This window comes from Mesorhizobium sp. M0894 (assembly GCF_040319725.1).
Lineage (GTDB): Bacteria > Pseudomonadota > Alphaproteobacteria > Rhizobiales > Rhizobiaceae > Mesorhizobium.
The window spans coordinates 79,679-97,287 of the sequence record NZ_JAMYOG010000014.1 but is presented as its reverse complement, the minus strand read 5'-3'; the positions used below and the strand labels follow the sequence as shown (position 1 = coordinate 97,287).

Below are 17,609 nucleotides of genomic sequence, written 5' to 3'. Positions count from 1 at the left end.
TCTCGAAGATGGAAGTATCTACTTTTCGGTGAGTAATGCAGCGTAGCTCGGCAGTTGAGGAGGGTCTTCATGAACGCTCACACCAGCGATGTTGCCTTCACACCGACGGTGAAGGCGATCCAAGCCCGCAAGGGCTCGCGCCAGGCCTATGCCCGTGTTGAGGAGCGTGGTGGCTGGCAGGCGGCAATCACGCCCGATCTCGCCGCCTTCATCGAGGCGCAGACCAGCGTCTTCCTGTCGACCGCCAATGCTGACGGGCAGCCTTACATCCAGCATCGCGGCGGGCCTGCCGGTTTCCTCAAGGTGCTCGACGAACGGACGATCGGCTTTGCCGATTTTTCCGGCAACAGGCAGTTCATCACCCAAGGCAATCTCAGCGACAACCCACAGGCTTTCCTGTTCCTCATCGATTATGCCCACCGGCAGCGCATCAAGATCTGGGGCACAGCGCAGGTCGTCGAGGGCGATGCCGAACTGATGGCAAAGCTGATGCCGCAAGACTACAAAGCGCGACCCGAACAGGTCATCCTGTTTACCGTTTCTGCCTGGGATTCCAATTGCTCACAGCACATCCCGCAGCGTTTCGAAGCGGCCGATGTGGCGGCGGCTCTGGCCGAACGAGACAGGCGTATAGAACGGCTCGAGCAGGAGATCGCGCGCTTGCGCTCGGGTGCAACAGCCAGGGAATAAAAACTGCCGGTGCCGTTCAGTTTCCGCCCGCGGCGTCGGCCAGCGTGACGCTGTTGGGCGGTTGCTTCACCGGCATGACGCCACGCGCCAGCGCCAGCAGGTATTTGCTGTATTCGGTGAACAGCACGCGCAGCGCTTCCGGCTTGGTCAGCCAGCCGCCATTCCCGAGGTTGGTGTTGACCACCGGATAGGGTTCAAGCCTGGCGCCGCGTAGCAGCCGGCCCATTTCCAGCAGGCTGCGCGGCATGTGATAATTGTTGGTGACGAGGATGACCGTGCCGTAGGCATGGTCCTCGACCCATTTGGCGCTTTCCTCGGCATTGCCGATCGTGTCGAGCGCGGCGCGGTCGATGTCGACGCAGCAGGAAAACAGCCTCTTGTCGCCGCCGGTCGCGGCTTGAAGCTGGCGGCGGCTGGCGGAAGGATGGACGCCGCTGATCAGAAGCCGCTCGCCCTTGCCGGACGCAAGCAGGCCCATCGCGGCGTCGAGGCGCGACTGACCGCCGGTCAGCACGATGATAGCGTCGGCCCTTGCCGGATTGGCGGGCGTCGTCAGACGGCTGACGGTGTTGGCGAACCAGCCGAAGCCGGCGACAAACAGCGCCACAAGGGCGAGCAGAACGAGGGCCGAAAGTCGCAAGGAGCGGGCTGCCAGCAGCCGCCCGTGTGTGGCGAATTGATCCGGCTTGGCAAATTCATCAGGCCCGGCGAATTCATGCGGACGCGCAACCAGCACTGGCATGCACCCAGCGGTATCGGTCGAGTCCCGAACGTCCATCATGAAATGGTTAATCCCGAAATACGGCCTTTGGTAGGAAAAAAATGCAATTTTCGTGACGATGCGTTTTCATCCGTGATCGATCTTTCCTTTAGCCGGCGTCCGGCTGGCGAATGTCGATGTCGCTGAGATAGGTAACCACGGTGAAATGGGAGGTTGCCGCGGTCAGCGCGCCGATCACCAGCACCATGACAGCGACCCCGAAATAGCCTGCGGAGCCGATGGCGAAATTGCCGAACAGGGCGGTCGCCTGGTCGGCCTGCGGCGTCGCCATGTTGCGTGACGACCACCAGGAGAAGACGATGAAGACGAGGATTGCCGCGGCGCCGCCCGCCGCGGCGCCCTTCATGCCGGTGACCAGAAAATGCCGGCGGAATTCGCGCGCGATGAAGCGCGCCTCGGCGCCGACGAAATGCAGCACCTCGATGATGTGGCCGTTGCCGGCCATGGCGCCGCGCGTCGCGAATACCACGGTCAGCACCGTCGCCGACAGCATCAGTGCCAGCACTGCGATACCGATCGTCACCGTGGTGCGGGCCATGGCAACCAGCCGGTCGACCCAGGTGCGATGATCGTCGAGCGAGGCACTCGGCAGCTTCGGCGTGATCGCCGCGCGCAGTGCGGCGAAATCGGGCGGACTGTTCTCGTCGATGGTGATGATGATCAGGCGCGGCACCGGCAGCTCATCGATGTTCAGGCCCGAGCCCAACCAAGGCTCGAGCAGCCGGGCCGTCGCTTCGCGGTCGACGATCCTGGCGCTTTTCACGCCAGGGAATTCGCCGGCGATCTGCGAGGCCAGCGCAAGCGCGGCCTCCATGTCGAGGCCGTCGACCGGCTTGATCTGGATGGTCGCCTCGCGCGAGATCTGGTTCTCCCAGACCGAGGCGGTGTCACGCACCAGCGTGACTGCGCCAAACGTCAGGCAGGACAGAAACGTCATGATGGCGATGACCAGCACCAGCGCCCGGCCGGCGATGTTCTGCGCCGGCACGATCGGCGCCATTTTGCGCTGGACGCGGGGCTTGGCCGCCGCGGCGTCGTGACCCTCGAAGTGTTCGACGGAGAGCTCAGTCATAGATGTCCAGCCTTCCGCCGGCCAGGATCATGCGCCGTGCGTCGACCTGTTCCATCAGGCCGAGGTCGTGCGTGGCGATCACCACGGCAGTGCCCAGCCGGTTGAGCTCGATGAACAGCCGCAGCAGGCGTCGCGCCAGTGGTGGATCGACATTGCCCGTCGGCTCGTCGGCGAGCAGGATCTCGGGCTGCTCGATCAACGCCCGGGCAATCGCGGCGCGCTGTTTCTCGCCGCCTGACAGCACCGGCGGCAGCACATGCATGCGTTCGCCGAGGCCGACCCATTTCAGCAGCTCGGTGACGTCGGTGCGGTAGGTCGCCTCCTCGCGGCCGCGCACGCGCAGCGGCAAGGCCACGTTCTCGTAGGTGGTCATATGGTCGAGCAGGCGAAAATCCTGGAACACCACGCCGATGCGGCGTCTCAGATGCGGCAATTCGGTGCGCGAGATGCGCGAGCGGTCCTTGCCGAAGATGGTGATCAGGCCGCGCGTCGGCTTCAGCGACATGAACAGAAGCCGCAGCAACGTCGTCTTGCCGGCGCCTGAAGGTCCGCTCAGGAACTGAAAGGAGCGCTCCGGAATGTGCAAGGAGATGTCGCGGAGGATCTCCGGACCCATGCCATAGCGGAGGCCGACATTTTCGAAGCGGATCACTTTCGACGACCTGAAATTCTCGGCGGCAAGATGCCAGCCCTTTCTGTGGAAAGACCATCGGCCGGCATGGTTAACCGACGGTTAATTTGGGGGCTTTTCAAACGAGTCACAGGGGTTCCGGTGGGGAAGCGTTAACCATTTCCGTTTACCCAAAAGAAACGAACAGCGAACAGGTGCCGTAGTGTTGGGCCACGATGGCTGAGGATCGAACCGCGCGCCCGGTTTCCGGCGAAATCATGACCGATCCGGCCGCCGAGCCGGAACGCATCATGCGCGACGTGACCGCCGACGTCATCGATGCCGATTATGAGGTGCTGCCCCGCCATTTTACGAGTCCAGACTTTGCACCGCCGCCTGCGCGCATGATTTCTACGCCTTCGATCGAAGGCATGGACATGTTGCGCAAGCCCGAAACCGCCGTCGAACGGCCGTTGTGGGTGCACGGTGGGCCGATCTTCTGGATTGCCGGCGTCGGTGCCGCCTTTGCCGCCTTCTGGATTTCGGGCGGCCATGCGCTGGTTCGTTAGAACGGCACCAGAAAATCAACAGGTCACCAGATAAACGATTCGCGACGCGCTGGAGACCGTTCGCGGCGCCCTGCCAAAGATTGGCCTTGCCAGACCGCTCGACATGCCTAGAAACGGGGTTGAAGACCGTTTTCGGTCAGCTTCGCCTACAAGGCGATCATTTCTGGAAAGGCGGCCAATGCCAGTTGTGCGCGGCAAGGACATCGAAGTCCTGTTTTCGGCGTCCGCCATCGCGCGGCGGAATCTGGAACTTGCCAAGGAGATTGCCGGGCACGACTACCACGACCTTCTGGTAATCTCGGTGCTGAAGGGATCATTCATCTTCGCCGCCGATCTTATCCGTGCCATGCACGATGTCGGCCTGTCGCCGGAGGTCGAGTTCATCTTCATCTCGAGCTATGGCGCCGGGACAACCAGCGGTGAGGTGAGGGTGCTGCGCGACATCGACAACGAGGTCGCCGGCCGCGATGTGCTTCTCATCGACGACATCCTCGAATCCGGCAAGACGCTGAGCTTCACCCGCGACCTCATGCTGTCGCGCGGCGCGAGGAGCTGTGCCATCGCCGTGCTGCTCGACAAGCGCATGCGCCGCCAAACCACGCTCAACGCCGACTATGTCGGCTTCGACTGCCCCGATTATTTCGTCGTCGGTTATGGCATGGACGTCGCCCACGCGTTTCGCGAATTGCCGTTCGTCGGCATCGTCAAGGGCGACGCTTGAGGCCTTTTGATAATTCTACTCCGGCGGCCACCTGACACAGTTTTCTGCGCTTCCTACAGCGCCGCGCGTCCTTTGGACGCGCAAAGGGCGCTGTAGCACTTTTGATTTGCGCATGATCCTTTCCGAAATCGAAACCGATTTCGGGATCGTGCGCGAAGCTCCCGGACTCGAACGTCCGCTCCGCTCCGGTTCTCGAAAACCACGCCATCTGACTCGCCGGAGCGAATTCTGAAAAGGCCTCATCGACACTCAGCGCCTTCAGGAAACATCAACTTTTCCTCGCCAAATATCCTGCCCATGGCAAAGCTCCTGATCGTCGAGGACGATGAATCCGTCCGCACCCTCGCCGCCCGTGCGCTCGAACGCGCCGGGCATAATGTCACTATTGCCGCCGACGGCGTGCACGGTCTTTCTCTGATTAGGGCGGCGCAAGGGGGCTACGACCTTGTGCTGTCCGACATCCGCATGCCGGAGATGGACGGCATCGAGATGGCCAAGGCGGCAGCGGCGCTGTTCCCGGCGATGAAGATCATGCTGATGACCGGCTTTGCCGATCAGCGCGAGCGCGCCGAGGAATTGGACGGCGTTATTCTCGATGTCGTGCAAAAGCCGTTCACGCTGGCTGAAATTCGCGCCCGTGTCGACCAGGCGCTCGCCTGCTTCGCCTAAAGCCCAAGGCCGACGGCCTTCAGGCAGGGTCGCAGGTCGCAGCGATGGCTGGCGCGCCGCTCCGGCGCCGGCTGGCATTGAGCGCAAACAGGCCGGCGCCGATGATGAGGGCTGCGCCGGCCGCCGTCGCTGGTCGCGGCACTTCGGCAAAAAACAGAAAACCCCATAGCGGCGACCAGATGATACCGGTGTATTCGAAGGTGGCGACGCTGTTGGCGGGCGCCAGCCGATAGGCCTGCGACAACAGGATCATGCCGGCCGAGGCAACGAAGCCGCATGCCCCCATCTTGAGGAGATCCGGCGTCGTCGGCCACACCCATGGCCGGACGAGGAATTCGAGGCTCGGATGCATGGCGTGGTCTATGCCTGCCAGCCAAAACAATGCCGCCACCAAGGCGGCGCCGACCAGATAGGCGCCGTTCTGATAGAACGCCATGACAGTCGAGGATTCGGTGTCGCCGATCTTGCGTGCCATCAGCTGCGAGAAACCGTAAAGCAGAGCCGAACCTAGCGACAGCAGCGCTGCCCAGTCGAACACGCCGGCGCCCGGGCGCACCATCACCAGCACGCCGAGCATGCCGACCAGGACGGTGGCGAGCGCCTGCCAGGACACGCGTTCGCCGAGATAGGGGCCAGCCAGCGCCATGATGAACAGCGGCGCCATGAAATAGAGCGCCACCGCGTCAGACAGCGGCAGCGCGGCGATTGCCAGATAGTAGGCCGTGTAGGAGGTGAACTGGATGAAGGCGCGCATCGTCAACATGCCGAACCGCTTCGACTGGATCGCCTGCAATCCGACGTCGGCGTGGACGAGGAAAACCAGGATCGGCAGGGCGACGATCGAGCGGATCGCCATCACCTCGGTGACGGGATAGCGGCTCGACACCGCCTTGACCAGCGGGTCCTGCAGTGAAAAGACCAACACGCCGAGACAGAGGCTGAGGATGCCGAGCACAAGCCGATTCTGCATGGGCGCTCCGGTCTCCTGCGCGCCGGCCGGAAGCAGGCCTGCATCCGGGTAAAAAGAACCCGCCACCGTTTCGGGCAGCGGGTACGAGTGAGGACTTTTGATTGGTCCGCGGCCGATTTCGCGGCCGCATATCCAATGGGTGAGGCGACTATCGTCCGCCGTTTGACATGTTGCAAACGAATTGGAATGATGCCAGCAATCAGATTTTCTTATGGCGGGCACATGCGACCCAATCTCGACAGCGACCTCTTGCGCACCTTCGTCGCGGTCGCCGACACCGGCAATTTCACCAAGGCGGCGGAGCGGGCCGGCCGCACCCAGTCGGCGGTCTCGATGCAGATGAAGAAGCTCGAAAGCATGGTCGGCGACAGCCTGTTCGAGCGCGGCTCGCGTGGTGTGGCGCTGACGCGGCGCGGCGGCGAGCTCATCGCCAACGCCAGGCGCATCGTTTCGCTGCTCGACGAGACGGCGGCATCGATGGTCGCGGCGCCGCTTGGCGGGCCGGTGCGCATCGGTATCCCGGAGGAATATGGCCACGCGATCCTGTCGCGCGCGCTCGGTGCCTTTGCCAAGCGCCATCCTCAGGTCGACATCACCGTCCGCTACGCGCATTCCGGTGCGCAGATCGCGGCGCTCGCCGCCGGCGAGCTCGATCTGGCGGTGGTGTTCGAATGGCAGGATCTCTCGGGCGGTGAGGTGCTGATGCATGATCCGACCGTATGGGTGACGTCGGAGCTGCATCACATGCATGAGGACCGGCCGGTGCCGATCGCGCTCTACAACCGCGCCGGCTGGTGCAAGGATTTCGCGATAAAGTCGCTGGAACAGCGCGGTCTCGCCTATCGTGTCGCCTACACCAGCGATACCAATGGCGGCCTGCGGCTCGCCGTCACCTCCGGGCTGGCGATTGCGCCGATCTCGCGCAGCAACATTCCGGCCGGCTGCCGCGAACTTACGGCCGCCGACGGCTTCGGCGACATCGATTCCTCGAACGTAGTGCTGCGGCGCAATCCGAACGCTTCCGGCGAGGCGATCGACGGCATGGAAGAGGCGATCCGCGAGGCGTTCACCAACCGTTAAACACGTCGCTCGGTCCGGCGATAGCTGCCACCACGGAGGACCGCGCACGGCGATCTTCCAAAAATGTAGAGTGCAGCCTTACTTCAGCTCCAGCAACCGCTCCAGATAGCTGCGCTCGATATCGGGGCTGAGCGCGTTGCCGAGCCGCTTGCGGATTGCCTCGAGGATCTGGCGGGCGCGCTGCACGTCGATCTCGTCAGGCACTCTCACCGAACTTCCGTCATCGGGACCCTCGCTGGTGCGGGGCCGCCCGAGCGGGTCACGGTCGGCATTCTGCTGGCGTCCGCCCTGCCCGTTGCCGCCCTGGTCGCCTTGCATCGCTTGCAATTGCTTCATCATATCCTTGGCGCCCCTGCGCAAGGCTTCCAATGCGCGGCCCTGGTGGCCGACGGCTTGGTCGCCCTCGCCCTCGCCGAGCGCCTGTTCGGCATTGCCCATGGATTTGCCGGCTTCGCCAAACCCCTCATTGGGGTCGAGGCCCATGCCTTCGAGGCCCTTCCTCAATTGATCGAGCTCGCTCTGCAGCTTGCCCTGGCCTTCCTGCAATTGCTTCAGCGCATCGGCAAATTCCTGCGGCGTCATCGGCTTCGGCCGGCCGAGCGGATCGCGGTCGTCGCCCGGGCTGGGCTTGCCCTCTTCGCCCATCGGGCCTTGCTCACCGTTCTCGCCGAGTTGCTCGTCGCGGTTCTGCCCGCGCTGTTGCTGGCCGCGCTGCATCTGGTCCATACGGAAGGTGTCGTTCATCATCTCCTGCTGGCGCCGCATGATCTCGCCCAGCTTGTCCATCTGCTGGCGCATCTCGCTGTCCTGCTGGCCGCCTTGCTGCTGGCGGCCTGCCTGCAGATTGTTCATCATGTCCTGCAGCTCCGACAGCAATTGCTGCGCCTGGTCGCGATTGCCGGATTTCGCCAGGTTCTCGATTTGGTCCATCATGCGGTCGATGTCGCTCTGGCGCAGTTCCTGGCCGTTTTGCTGCATCTGTGGCGCATTCGGATTCTGCTGCGCCCGCGCCGCGAATTCCTGCAGGAACTGGTTCATCGCCTCGCGCAGTTCCTTCATCGCCTTCTCGATCTCTTGGTCGCTAGCGCCGTTCTTGATCGCATCCTGCAGCGCCTGCTGCGCCTGGCGCAGCCGCTTCTCCGCCGCCGACAGATTGCCTTCCTCGATGCCGAGCGCGATCTCCCAGAGGTAAGCGACCTCGTCGCGCAACTGGTCGTCGCTGTCGGCCATCTTCAGCCGGGTGCGGGCGCTCATGATGGCGAGGTAGTGCGCCATATTGTCGAACGTGTCTTCGGGCCTGAGCGTGATCGCATCCATCAGGTCGAGGACGCGGTCCTTGGCATAGGCGTCGAGCGCCAGCATGCGGCGCTGCTCGACCACGGCCCGCGCCAAGGGGTTGGAGAATGGCCGCTCCGGCATCACCAGCGTCTTGGTTTCGCTGGTCGCCGTGTGTCCGGCGCCGTCGGTGGCGACAAGCGACAGCTTGACGTTGCCACCGGCCCAGACATGGTCGGTCAGATCCTTCGTCGTTTTGGCGGCATTGGCCTTGCCGCCGCGGCGCGGCAACGTCAGCGGCATATCCGGCGGGCCATAGAGCGGATGCGCGTTGGGCACCTGCGGATCGGCCAATGCGAAAACCGCCTTGGCGGAGGCCGCGCCATAGTCGTCGTCGATCTGGTAGTTGAGCTCGAAGGCGCCGTTGACGGCGCGTTTCGGCTCACCGACAAAGCGGATCTGCGGCGGCTTGTCGGGGATTATGGCGAAGGCCCAGCGGCCGAGCTCGCCGTCGCCGGATTGCAGCGTCAGCATGCCGTCGGCCGTCAACTTGCCGCTGAACTGGCGCACGGTGGAAGGCGTTGCAGTATTTGCCTCTGGCTTGGCTTGCGGCCCGGTCGGATCGATGGCGCGGGTGTTGCCGCCGGCGTCGGCGTAGCTCAGCGTTTCCTCGCCCGAACCGCCCGTGACGCGCAGCGACACGTCGCTGCCCTCCGGAACGGTGAAGGTCGGCGCCGCTTGATTGGCATTGTTGGCAAGGACAGGGGCGTTGAGGAATACTGGTGGCCTGCCGGTATAGGCCGGTGGCGTCACCCAGGCATCAATGCGCGGCGGCACGACGTCGCGCGCGGCACGGGCAACAAACCCGTCACTCAGCTTGCCGCCCGACGGCCCGAAGGAGAAGGCAAAGGCGGTGACCAACAAAAGCGCCGCAACGGCGCGCAACGCCCACGGGTCATGCTCGGGGACGCGCGTGCGCGGCACGTCGCCGCCAAGCTCGCCCAGCCGGTCCGCCATGCGCCGCTGATGCTCGCGCCACAGGGCTCGCGAAAAAATGCTTTCCTTGCCGCTCGGGCGATCGGTCTGGACCTGCACCGGGCTGTGCAGCAACCGGTTGGCCGCCTCGATGCGGCGGTCGACCTCGGCACTGGATGGCGTGCGGAAGAAACGCAATGGATAGAGTGCGGCAAGCGCTGCGACGCCGAATGCCGTGATGAGACCGAATCGCGCTAAATCGGGCAAAAGCGGGAACAGACCGAGCCACGAGATACTGAGAAACAGGCTGGCGACGATGATCAGCGGCAGCAGCAACGGCCAGCCGCGCTCGACGATTATCGAGACCTGCGTCGCCAGCCGGCTCAAGGCAAGGCGCCCGGCCAGGCTGCGATCGCTGGTAAAGACGGGTCGTTGCGTCATCGGCCCTTCCTGGCCGGGCGGGATAGCCCGGACCTCACGAGTCTATCGCATGGGCCCGAAAAGTCGATTTTCGGGAAGCACGATGCGAAGACCCAAAATCTTAGCGCATACGTCGTGCATTCAGGCGGCTGCACGTCGCCCTAAGGATACCAACAAACACGGCGAAGGCGAGGCGGTTCCCCAAAACGTGAACAATAATGCCCCGGATATTGTCAAAATTTCGCTGGATTGGCGTTTGCGCCGCAGACCAGAACGGCAACGCGCTCGCCCACAGCCGGCCTGTAGCGGCCGGACAGGAGCGCCGCGAAGGCCGCCGCACCGCCCGGCTCGGAGATGATTCGCACCCGGTCCCACAGCGCCGCCTGGGCGGCGATAATGTCGTCGTCGCCGACGAGGATCGAGCGCTCGACGAACGCCTCGGCGATAGGAAACATCATTTCGCCGACACGCTTCGGCGCGAGCGAATCGGCGGCGATGCCCTCGGTCGGGGCATCGACAGGCCGGCCAGCCTCGAAAGCGCGGTGTAGCGTCGGCGCACCCTCCGGCTCAACGGCAATGATCCTGATGCGGCCGGAAAACCAGGCGGCGATGCCGCCGATCAAGCCGCCGCCGCCGACAGCGACCAGCAGCGTGTCGAGCTTCGGCAGGTCGGCCTCGATCTCGAGGCCCAGCGTGCCTTGCCCGACCAGCGTCTCCTCCTGGTTGAAGGCGTGGATCTGCAGCGCGCCGGATTTTTCGGCGAAGCTCTCGCTGGCGGCCAGCGCCTCGGCATAACGGGCGCCGCCGACGATCAGCTCGGCGCCATAGCCGCGGATGCGGTCCAGCTTGGCCGGCGGGCTCACTTCGGGAACAAAGATGGTCGCCTTATGGCCGAGCCGCATGGCGGCATAGGCGACCGCGGCGCCGTGGTTGCCGCCCGATGCGGCGACGACGCCAACTGCGGGAACCGGCCGTTCGAGGAGATTGGTGAACGCGCCACGCGCCTTGAACGAGCCGGAATGCTGCAGGCATTCGAGCTTCAGGTCGACAGGCAGAGGCGGGCGGTCGAAATCGGCCATGTCGACGCGCAGCACCGGCGTGTGGCGCACGAAGGGCCGGATGCGGGGTTCCATCGCCGCAATGCGCTCGCGGGTGATCGTGTGGCCATGCAGCATGCTTCACTCCCAGAGTTGCCATTCAGAGTTGACATTACTTAGTAACTTGGCAAAGTGCCTAAATGCAAGAGGTCGACGTCTTCAAAGCGATTGCCAGCGAGCGCAGACTGCAGATCCTCGATTGGCTCAAGGACCCGCGCGCGCATTTTCCGCCGCAGGCGGACGGTGATCTGGTCGAGGACGGGGTCTGCGCGCTGCTGATCGCGGAAAAGCTGGGGATCACGCAGGCGACGCTCAGCGAGCATATGCGCGTGCTCACCCAGGCAAGGCTTTTGCGCAGCAAGCGTATCAAGCAGTGGATATTCTATCGCCGGAACGAGGACAGGATCGCCGAGGCCAGGGCGCTCATCCAGCACCGGCTGTAGCGCTGCAAGGTATCTCTCAGGTCAACCAATCAGGCACCGAATCCAGCCCGATCAATTCGTCATAGGTCTGGCGCGGGCGCACGATGTGGAAGCGGTCGCCGTCGACCAGCACTTCCGGCACCAGCGGCCTGGTGTTGTAGGTGCCGGCCTGGACGGCGCCATAGGCGCCGGCGGTGGCGACAGCGATCAGGTCGCCGGCTTTCAGCCTGGGCAGGTCACGGTCGAGCCCGAGATAGTCGCCGGTCTCGCAGACCGGGCCGACGACGTCGACCTTCATGCGCGGTGCCGCGACCGGCTGCTGCACCACCGGCCTGATGTCGTGGAAGGCGTCGTAAAGGGTCGGCCGGATCAGATCGTTCATCGCGGCGTCGACGACGAGGAAGTTCTTGGCGTCGCCCTCTTTCACGAAGATGACCTCCGAGACCAGGATGCCGGCATTGCCGACGATCAGCCGGCCCGGCTCGAACATCACTTTCAGCCCGAGCTTGGCGACATGCTTACTGACGATCTGGGCATAGGCTTCGGGCAAAGGCGGCGGGTTGTTGTCGACGCGGTAGGGAATGCCGAGGCCACCACCGACATCGATATGCTCAATGGCATGCCCGTCGGCACGCAACGCGCCGACCAGTTCCACCAGCAGCGCGAAGGCGTCGTCGAAGGGCTGCAATTCGGTGATCTGGCTGCCGATATGGGTATCTATGCCGGTGATCCTGATGCCCGGCAACTCAGCCGCGCGGGCATAAACCTTCCGCGCCTGCTGCCAGGGAATGCCGAACTTGTTCTCGGCCCTCCCAGTCGAAATCTTCTTGTGCGTCCTGGCGTCGACATCCGGGTTGATGCGCAGCGAGATCGGCGCGATCTTGCCCAGCGCGGTGGCGCGGGCCGACAGCAGCTCCAGCTCCGGTTCGGATTCGACGTTGAAACAGAGAATGCCGGCCGAGAGCGCAAAATCCATTTCGCGCGCGGTCTTGCCGACGCCTGAAAACAGGATCTTGCTTGCCGGAATGCCGGCAGCCAAAGCGCGGCGCAGTTCGCCTTCCGAGACCACGTCGGCGCCGGCGCCAAGCCTTGCCAGCACCTTCAGCACAGCCTGGTTGGAATTCGCCTTCATGGCATAGCAGACGAGCGCGTCGAGCCCGGCAAAAGCTTCGGCAAAGACGCGAAAATGCCTGGTCAGCGTCGCCGTCGAATAGCAATAAAACGGCGTGCCGACACTGGCGGCGATATCTGATATCGCCACGTCCTCGGCATGCAGTACGCCGTCGCGGTAGTCGAAATGGTTCACGAGATCGGTCCGAAAATCAGAGCAGCGGGTCGAGGATGAATTTCTTGTCCTCGACAGGTTTTTCCGGCTCCGGCGGCAAAGGTTGCTTGGCCTTCTCGGCGTCCTTGCGCGCCTGCACGGCTGCCGCGTAGGGCGTATCGAGCGCAGCCTTCCTGCCGCAGGCCGCAACGGTCGCCATCGCCGCTAGCAGCGTCAGCGTCACCAAAATCCTGCTTCCGGTCATCGCGTCATCCGTCCGAAACTGTTGCCCGCAGCGCTTCTATCCGAGTTTTGCGGCCATTGCACCCCGCGTCTTACGCCTTGGCGAGCCGCTTTTTCCAGTAGCGGATCTGCTTGCGCACCTCGGACGGCGCGGTGCCGCCGAAGCTTGTGCGGCTCCTTACAGAATTCTGCACGGCCAGAACCGAAAACACGTCGGCGCTGATACCGGGGTGAATGGACTGCAAATCCTGCAGCGAAAGCCTGTCGAGCCCGACCTTCTTGTCCTCGGCCAGCGCCACCGCCCGGCCAGTGATATGGTGCGCCTCGCGGAACGGCAGGCCGAGCGTGCGTACCAGCCAGTCGGCGAGGTCGGTCGCAGTCGAATAGCCGGCGCCCGCCGCCTTTTTCATCGCGGCAGTGTTCACCGTCATGTCGCGCATCATGCCGGTCATCGCCGCCAGCATCAGGTCGAGCGTCTCTGCCGCGTCGAAGACGGATTCCTTGTCTTCCTGCATGTCCTTGCCATAGGTCAGCGGCATGCCCTTCATTACCGTCAGCAGGCCGACCAGATGGCCGGTGACACGGCCTGTCTTGCCGCGCACCAGTTCGGCGGCGTCGGGGTTCTTCTTCTGCGGCATGATCGACGAACCCGTCGAGAAGCTATCCGACAGCCTGACGAAACCGAATTGCGGCGTCGACCAGATGATGATCTCTTCGGCCAGCCGCGACAGATGTGTCGCACAGATCGCCGCCAGCCCCAAGAATTCCAGCGCGAAATCGCGGTCCGAAACGCTGTCGAGCGAATTGCGCATCGGTTCGCGAAAACCAAGCGCCGTTGCCGTCTGGTGCCGGTCGATCGGAAAGCTGGTGCCGGCGAGGGCGGCCGCACCGAGCGGGCTTTCGTCCATCCGCTCGATCGCGTCGCGGACGCGCGACAGGTCGCGCGCAAACATCTCGACATAGGCCATGCAGTGGTGGCCGAAGGTCACCGGCTGCGCCGCTTGCATGTGGGTGAAGCCCGGCATCACCGTTGCCGCATGCTCCTCGGCCCGGGCGAGGAACGCTGTGATCAGGCCTTTCAGCGCCTCGGCGACACGAAAGCACTCGTCTTTGACCCAGAGCCTGAGGTCGACCGCCACCTGGTCGTTGCGCGAGCGGGCAGTGTGCAGGCGGCCGGCGGCAGGGCCGATCAAATCGGCGAGGCGGGCCTCGACATTCATGTGGATGTCTTCCAGCCTGGTCGAGAACTCGAATGTGCCGGCCCCGATCTCTGCCAGGATCGTGTTCAGCCCGTGACTGATTTTTTCTTGATCGGCCGCCGAAATAATGCCCGTTTGCGCCAGCATCTCGCTATGGGCGATCGAGCCGCGAATGTCCTGGGCATAGAGTTTGCGGTCGAACGAGATCGACGCGTTGATCGCTTCCATGATTGCGGCCGGACCCGAGGCAAAACGTCCGCCCCACATCTGGTTGCTGGCCTTCTTGTCGCTCATCGCTATAACCCGTGCTCCGGAGCAGTTTTTGAAAAATGGCAGACGGCAATAGATTTTTCCCGGCTTTGCGTCTCATCCTCGCCGCTTTGGTTGCGGGCGTGCTGGCCGGCGCGGTCGCGGTATATGTCAGGGAAAGCGGTTCTGGCAACAACGCGCCCGCGCAAGTGGCCGCCGGCGGCGGCAAGGACGACGTCGCCTGCGCCGCCAGGACCGACCATGCCAAGAAGATCGCCGCGGCCGCTACCGGTCAAGTCGCCGCGCTTTTGCCGGCGGATCCGCCGCAATCGCTGAAAAGCCTCGCCTTCAACGGCCCCGACGGCAAGCCGACGACGATCGCCGATCATGCCGGCAAGACGGTGCTGCTCAATCTGTGGGCAACATGGTGCGCACCTTGCCGCGCCGAAATGCCGGCGCTCGATGCACTGCAGAAGGAGATGGGCAGCGACGCGTTTCAGGTTGTTGCAGTCAACGTCGATGCCGGCGACGATACCAAGCCGAAGAAGTTCCTCGAGGACACCGGCGTCAAGGCGCTCGGCTATTATCGCGATGCCACCATGGCACTGTTCAACGACGTCAAGACGCGCGGCCTGGCGCTCGGTCTGCCGGTCACCATGCTGATCGATGGGCAAGGCTGCCTGATCGCCCATATGAACGGCCCGGCCGAATGGTCAGGGCCGGATGCCAAGCGTCTGGTCGAGGCAGCGCTTCAGCCGGGATAGGCTCAGACCGTGCGCAGGCGCGGCTTGAGCACGGCGATGCTTGCGCCGCGCCGGCTGGCGGCGCGGACTGCCGGAGCCGTGACGCCCGTCAACTCGCCGAATGTCTCGATCGGAGCCGGTTTGCCGAGGTAATAGCCTTGCCCGATCTCGCAAGCCTCGGCGTCAAGGAACTGCAATTCGCCCGGCGTCTCGATGCCCTCCGCCAGGACCGGCAGCCCGAGACCGCGTCCAAGCCCCAGCACGGCGCGGACGATCGCCGCGAACTGGCCGTTCTTATCGACCGATTTGATGAACGACCCGTCGATCTTGATCTTGTCGAAGGGAAAGGCGCTAAGGTTGGACAGCGAAGAATATCCGGTGCCAAAATCGTCCATCGCCACATGCACGCCAAGCGCCTTGACCTGCCTCAAGGTTGCCAATGCGCGGGGCATGTCCTTCACCAGGGCCGTTTCGGTGATCTCCAGTTCGAGCCTGCCGGGTGCGAGGCCGGATCTCGACAGTGCGTCGTGCACCTTGCGGCTGAAGTTCGGATTGTGAAGCTGCACGGCGGAGACGTTGACGGCGACCATCAGCGGATTTGTCCAGCGAACAGCATCGTTACAAGCCGTCGTCAGCACCCAGTCGCCGATCTGCGCGATGGCGCCGCTGTCCTCGGCCACGGGGATGAAAACGGCAGGGGAAATGTCGCCCCGCTCCGGATGCTGCCAACGGACCAGGGCTTCGAAGCCGATCATCTTGCCGCTGCGGATTTCCTTCTGCGGCTGGTAGACGAGGTGGAACTCCTTGCGGGCGATCGCCTGGCGCAATTCATGCTCCATCACGCGCTTGTCGCGGGCCGCGGTGCCCATGGCTATCTCGAAAAAACGATAGGTGTCCCTGCCCTCGGTCTTGGCGCGATGGAGTGCCGTGTCGGCATGGCCGATCAGGCCGGCCTGATCTTCGGCATCCAGCGGAAAGAAGGCGATGCCGATGCTGGCCGAAACAAGGCCGGAGCCGACTGAAACCCTGTTTTCCTCCCGGATCGCCGCCAGCAAGTCCTCGGCTATGCGGCCTGCGGCCAGGGGGTCGGGGAGGTTCGGAGCTAAGACGGCAAATTCGTCGCCGCCGAGACGCGCGAGCATCTGTCCGTGGCGCGGAATGCCAGAAATGCAGTGCGCGAGCTTCTGCAGCGTGGCGTCACCGGCGCTGTGGCCGTAGAGGTCGTTGACTTGCTTGAACCGGTCGAGGTCAAGCAGCAGGAGCGCCAGATATCCATCCTTGCTACCACGCTCCATCGAAGCGATTTCTGCTTCGAGCCGGGAAGAAAAGCTCCGCCGATTGGCAAGTCCGGTAAGTGGATCGAAATGCGCGAGACGGAGGATCTCTTCTTCCGCCTTCTTGCGCTCACGGATGTCGCGAACGGCAAGCACCGTATGAGGCCTGCCGCAGTAGGCGATCTTCCTGGCGATCAGCTCGACAGGAATTCTCGTGCCGTCGCTGCCCCTCAATTTCGTTTCTTGTGCCTGTTCGCCGAAGCCGGATACATCGGCTGCGCTCTGTCCATCGAACAGCTCGCCGAGTTGCATCGTGTTCAGGGTGGCTGTCGCCGTGCCCGTCAGTTTCGCCATGCTGTCATTGGCGCTGACTATGCGTGTGCCATCGCAAACGATCAGCCCTTCGACCGCGGCATTGGCGAGATCGTGCATGCGATCGGCCTCGAGCCTCTGCCGGCGAAAGCGCAGGTCGATCCACAGCGCGGCGCCTGACAGCACAAGGATTACCAGGCTGGCGACCGCTGCGGCAAAGGCCTGGGAAATGGGCTCGATGGAATGTTCGGATATTTCAATCGAGGAATCCGGAATGATCGACACCGCGCCCATCGCGATGAAATGCAAGCTGCAAATCGCCAGCGTCAAAAGCGCGGCGCCACCAAGTGTTGCGAGCGCGGACGGGCGGCGCAAGACGACAAGGAGCGCCATTGCCGCGAGCGTCCCGCCGGCCAGAAGCGATATCGCGACAAGGAGCAGGTTCCATACGATCCGGCCCTCGACCTCGAACGCCGCCATGCCGATGTAGTGCATCGTCGCGATGGCACCACCGAGAATGGCACCGCCGACGAGGAAATGGTCGATGCCGCGGCGCAAGGTGGCAACCCACATCCCAAGCGCGGTCAGGATGACGGCGGCGGCAAGCGAAAAGGCGGATAATCCCGGATTGTATGCGTTTGGTATTCCCGGCGTAAACGCAGTCATGGCGATGAAATGCGTCGCCCATATGCCGAACCCGGTCGAAGTTGCGGCGATCATTAGCCAGACAAGCCGGTTTCGGTTGGTCGATCGGCCGACGTGCTTAAGGAGATTTACTGCAGAGAAGCAAGAAATGCCGCAGACGAGGGCGGCAAGTGCGACCAGTCTCAGGTCGTGCTGACTTACAATACAATTATAGACCGTCAGCATCCTGGGTTCACTCGGTCTGCCAAATAACAGGGGAGGTGTGACTGATTAGCTCTTGGAGATTTTAACGAATGGTTAACCCGCGGGCCATGAGGCGGGCCTTTTCG

General features: G+C 63.5%; 17 protein-coding genes. 7 read left to right on the top strand and 10 right to left on the bottom strand.

The features are described from left to right. Window positions 1-69 precede the first annotated feature (69 nt). Window positions 70-690: a pyridoxamine 5'-phosphate oxidase family protein gene (locus NKH91_RS23950; RefSeq protein WP_352515876.1), complete on the top strand. Its 621-nt coding sequence runs from the start codon at window positions 70-72 to the stop codon at window positions 688-690. A 16-nt stretch (window positions 691-706) separates the two neighbouring features. Here the strand turns inward: NKH91_RS23950 and NKH91_RS23945 are convergent, their stop codons facing one another. The 3 genes from NKH91_RS23945 to ftsE form a co-directional block, all read right to left on the bottom strand. Then, complete coding sequence (locus NKH91_RS23945) at window positions 707-1,471, bottom strand: YdcF family protein (protein ID WP_352847554.1); 765 nt, start codon at window positions 1,469-1,471, stop codon at window positions 707-709. An 88-nt stretch (window positions 1,472-1,559) separates the two neighbouring features. After that, window positions 1,560-2,543 (bottom strand): cell division protein FtsX, encoded by a 984-nt coding sequence (locus NKH91_RS23940; protein ID WP_352847557.1) that lies wholly within the window; start codon window positions 2,541-2,543, stop codon window positions 1,560-1,562. Beyond that, window positions 2,536-3,195, bottom strand: coding sequence for a cell division ATP-binding protein FtsE (gene ftsE, locus NKH91_RS23935; RefSeq protein ID WP_023677923.1), 660 nt, complete (start codon window positions 3,193-3,195; stop codon window positions 2,536-2,538). Before ftsE ends, NKH91_RS23940 begins: the two co-directional genes overlap by 8 nt. A gap of 194 nt (window positions 3,196-3,389) precedes the next feature. On the opposite strand from ftsE, the gene NKH91_RS23930 reads away from it, so the two are divergent. From NKH91_RS23930 to NKH91_RS23920, 3 genes are all read left to right on the top strand, one after another. Then, a complete protein-coding gene (locus NKH91_RS23930) occupies window positions 3,390-3,722 on the top strand; it encodes a hypothetical protein (protein ID WP_352847559.1) in 333 nt (110 codons plus the stop codon). Between the two features lie 178 nt (window positions 3,723-3,900). Continuing rightward, the gene (gene hpt / locus NKH91_RS23925; RefSeq protein ID WP_254816654.1) at window positions 3,901-4,443 is read left to right on the top strand and encodes a hypoxanthine phosphoribosyltransferase; all 543 of its coding nucleotides are present in this window, start codon (window positions 3,901-3,903) and stop codon (window positions 4,441-4,443) included. Between the two features lie 297 nt (window positions 4,444-4,740). Further along, entirely contained in the window at window positions 4,741-5,112 is a 372-nt protein-coding gene (locus tag NKH91_RS23920; protein WP_352847561.1) for a response regulator, read from the top strand. 19 nt (window positions 5,113-5,131) lie between these two features. On the opposite strand, the gene NKH91_RS23915 is transcribed toward NKH91_RS23920, so the two are convergent. Next, on the bottom strand, window positions 5,132-6,082 hold the full coding sequence (locus tag NKH91_RS23915) for a DMT family transporter (protein ID WP_352847563.1): 951 nt from the start codon (window positions 6,080-6,082) through the stop codon (window positions 5,132-5,134). Window positions 6,083-6,304: 222 nt separating this feature from the next. Here NKH91_RS23915 and NKH91_RS23910 point away from each other — a divergent pair, with 222 nt between their 5' ends. Then, window positions 6,305-7,162: a LysR substrate-binding domain-containing protein gene (locus NKH91_RS23910; protein WP_023721091.1), complete on the top strand. Its 858-nt coding sequence runs from the start codon at window positions 6,305-6,307 to the stop codon at window positions 7,160-7,162. Window positions 7,163-7,240: 78 nt separating this feature from the next. Here the strand turns inward: NKH91_RS23910 and NKH91_RS23905 are convergent, their stop codons facing one another. Together NKH91_RS23905 and NKH91_RS23900 are read right to left on the bottom strand one after the other, a co-directional pair. Beyond that, a complete protein-coding gene (locus tag NKH91_RS23905; RefSeq protein WP_352789538.1) occupies window positions 7,241-9,853 on the bottom strand; it encodes a TIGR02302 family protein in 2,613 nt (870 codons plus the stop codon). 212 nt (window positions 9,854-10,065) lie between these two features. After that, window positions 10,066-11,007: a threonine/serine dehydratase gene (locus tag NKH91_RS23900; RefSeq protein WP_352847566.1), complete on the bottom strand. Its 942-nt coding sequence runs from the start codon at window positions 11,005-11,007 to the stop codon at window positions 10,066-10,068. 62 nt (window positions 11,008-11,069) lie between these two features. On the opposite strand from NKH91_RS23900, the gene NKH91_RS23895 reads away from it, so the two are divergent. Next, on the top strand, window positions 11,070-11,372 hold the full coding sequence (locus NKH91_RS23895) for an ArsR/SmtB family transcription factor (RefSeq protein WP_352591125.1): 303 nt from the start codon (window positions 11,070-11,072) through the stop codon (window positions 11,370-11,372). A 16-nt stretch (window positions 11,373-11,388) separates the two neighbouring features. Here NKH91_RS23895 and lysA read toward each other — a convergent pair whose 3' ends face one another. The 3 genes from lysA to argH all read right to left on the bottom strand — a co-directional run bounded on the left by lysA (window position 11,389) and on the right by argH (window position 14,351). Further along, complete coding sequence (lysA, locus tag NKH91_RS23890) at window positions 11,389-12,657, bottom strand: diaminopimelate decarboxylase (protein WP_352847568.1); 1,269 nt, start codon at window positions 12,655-12,657, stop codon at window positions 11,389-11,391. A 16-nt stretch (window positions 12,658-12,673) separates the two neighbouring features. Then, a complete protein-coding gene (locus NKH91_RS23885; protein ID WP_023677931.1) occupies window positions 12,674-12,880 on the bottom strand; it encodes a hypothetical protein in 207 nt (68 codons plus the stop codon). A gap of 70 nt (window positions 12,881-12,950) precedes the next feature. Then, on the bottom strand, window positions 12,951-14,351 hold the full coding sequence (argH, locus tag NKH91_RS23880) for an argininosuccinate lyase (protein WP_352483518.1): 1,401 nt from the start codon (window positions 14,349-14,351) through the stop codon (window positions 12,951-12,953). 35 nt (window positions 14,352-14,386) lie between these two features. On the opposite strand from argH, the gene tlpA reads away from it, so the two are divergent. Next, window positions 14,387-15,070, top strand: a complete 684-nt coding sequence (tlpA, locus tag NKH91_RS23875; RefSeq protein ID WP_352483519.1) for a thiol:disulfide interchange protein TlpA — start codon at window positions 14,387-14,389, stop codon at window positions 15,068-15,070. A gap of 2 nt (window positions 15,071-15,072) precedes the next feature. On the opposite strand, the gene NKH91_RS23870 is transcribed toward tlpA, so the two are convergent. Beyond that, window positions 15,073-17,505 (bottom strand): bifunctional diguanylate cyclase/phosphodiesterase, encoded by a 2,433-nt coding sequence (locus NKH91_RS23870; RefSeq protein WP_352847571.1) that lies wholly within the window; start codon window positions 17,503-17,505, stop codon window positions 15,073-15,075. Between the last annotated feature and the right edge of the window lie 104 nt (window positions 17,506-17,609).

Bases quoted from the DNA above. Each gene is read 5' to 3' on its own strand.
- NKH91_RS23950 (WP_352515876.1), top strand. From the start codon at position 70: ATGAACGCTCACACCAGCGATGTTGCCTTCACACCGACGGTGAAGGCG.
- NKH91_RS23945 (WP_352847554.1), bottom strand. From the start codon at position 1,471: ATGATGGACGTTCGGGACTCGACCGATACCGCTGGGTGCATGCCAGTG.
- NKH91_RS23940 (WP_352847557.1), bottom strand. From the start codon at position 2,543: ATGACTGAGCTCTCCGTCGAACACTTCGAGGGTCACGACGCCGCGGCG.
- NKH91_RS23930 (WP_352847559.1), top strand. From the start codon at position 3,390: ATGGCTGAGGATCGAACCGCGCGCCCGGTTTCCGGCGAAATCATGACC.
- hpt (WP_254816654.1), top strand. From the start codon at position 3,901: ATGCCAGTTGTGCGCGGCAAGGACATCGAAGTCCTGTTTTCGGCGTCC.
- NKH91_RS23920 (WP_352847561.1), top strand. From the start codon at position 4,741: ATGGCAAAGCTCCTGATCGTCGAGGACGATGAATCCGTCCGCACCCTC.
- NKH91_RS23915 (WP_352847563.1), bottom strand. From the start codon at position 6,082: ATGCAGAATCGGCTTGTGCTCGGCATCCTCAGCCTCTGTCTCGGCGTG.
- NKH91_RS23910 (WP_023721091.1), top strand. From the start codon at position 6,305: ATGCGACCCAATCTCGACAGCGACCTCTTGCGCACCTTCGTCGCGGTC.
- NKH91_RS23905 (WP_352789538.1), bottom strand. From the start codon at position 9,853: ATGACGCAACGACCCGTCTTTACCAGCGATCGCAGCCTGGCCGGGCGC.
- NKH91_RS23900 (WP_352847566.1), bottom strand. From the start codon at position 11,007: ATGCTGCATGGCCACACGATCACCCGCGAGCGCATTGCGGCGATGGAA.
- NKH91_RS23895 (WP_352591125.1), top strand. From the start codon at position 11,070: ATGCAAGAGGTCGACGTCTTCAAAGCGATTGCCAGCGAGCGCAGACTG.
- NKH91_RS23885 (WP_023677931.1), bottom strand. From the start codon at position 12,880: ATGACCGGAAGCAGGATTTTGGTGACGCTGACGCTGCTAGCGGCGATG.
- argH (WP_352483518.1), bottom strand. From the start codon at position 14,351: ATGAGCGACAAGAAGGCCAGCAACCAGATGTGGGGCGGACGTTTTGCC.
- tlpA (WP_352483519.1), top strand. From the start codon at position 14,387: ATGGCAGACGGCAATAGATTTTTCCCGGCTTTGCGTCTCATCCTCGCC.
- NKH91_RS23870 (WP_352847571.1), bottom strand. From the start codon at position 17,505: ATGCTGACGGTCTATAATTGTATTGTAAGTCAGCACGACCTGAGACTG.